This window comes from Enterobacter cloacae complex sp. GF14B (genome assembly GCF_004136805.1).
In the GTDB taxonomy this organism is placed as follows: Bacteria; Pseudomonadota; Gammaproteobacteria; order Enterobacterales; family Enterobacteriaceae; genus Enterobacter; species Enterobacter hormaechei_C.
In genome coordinates this window covers 1-984 of sequence record NZ_QFRV01000348.1, presented here as the reverse complement: position 1 = coordinate 984, position 984 = coordinate 1, and the positions used below count along the sequence as shown (strand labels likewise).

At 50.5% G+C, this 984-nt stretch carries 1 protein-coding gene; it reads left to right on the top strand.

Annotated features, from left to right (window positions below; genetic code table 11):
- Window positions 1-724: 724 nt before the first annotated feature.
- Entirely contained in the window at window positions 725-904 is a 180-nt protein-coding gene (locus tag DD606_RS25610; protein ID WP_129259541.1) for a hypothetical protein, read from the top strand.
- Window positions 905-984 lie beyond the last annotated feature (80 nt).

Genomic DNA, 984 nt, shown 5'->3' with positions numbered 1-984 from the left:
GCACTGGGTTGCAGGAACATTGTGGTGCACTTGTTTCCTGACACTCAGTGCGCTCCGTGTTATGTTTTTGTGCATGAGGATTCTTGGACAGAGGATGTAGCCCTTCGGGCTGCACGCTCTGCTTGGGCCTGGGCGGGACAGTCACTTCTTGCACGCTTGTCTAGAGGTCGTTCGGATGCGGATTTCTCCCCATCCAAACCGGCCTCAAAGATAGCGAGGTTGGCTGCTGTTGCAGCATCTATTTTCTCTCATTGACTCCATGAGGATCATCTCATGGAATGTGCAGGGATTAGGAGGGCCCAAGTTTCAGCGTCAGAGGGGCCGGCTGGGTCAGGAGCTGTAGAGATGCCCTGTGGGTGGTGAGATTGACATTCCTATGCTGCAGGAGCATCATCTTTATGAGAGCCGCATTCGGCGTTGTGGTCAGATTTTGCGTGGTCGCTATAAAGTTGCAGTGACTTGACGAGTGGCCCAAATTCCAGTTTGGCGCACACGAGCTTCCATACTCATCAGAATTCAGTGCTAACTGGCCCGGCAGTCCCTGTCTGACCGACCTAGATCCCCGATGTGAGAAACCCATTTGGCTGCAGCCGTTTCACACTGGCCATGCAATGTCCACTTGCACCTTTTCAACGGTTTTGGGACAAACAAGTAAAAATAAAATAAATATATCTAATACTTATTTACGGAGGGCAACAGGAAAAATACACCTCCTGGTGACACTATGTACCTTGCCGGTGATGCCATCAATTGGTATTACGCATGGCAAGAGGCACAGTTGGCCGCGCACCTAGAGGAAGCCGAAGAAGGCGTGCCCCTTTCTTTCGATTGGGCCGACTTCCAAGACAAGCTCAAGGCACGGTTTATGCCACCTAACTACCTAGCGCGGTTGAAAGACGATTAGAGCAATCTCAAACAAAATGATATGCCAGTTATGTCCTTCTCTAATCGTGTTTTGCAGCTCGGCACCCAATTACGCAAATC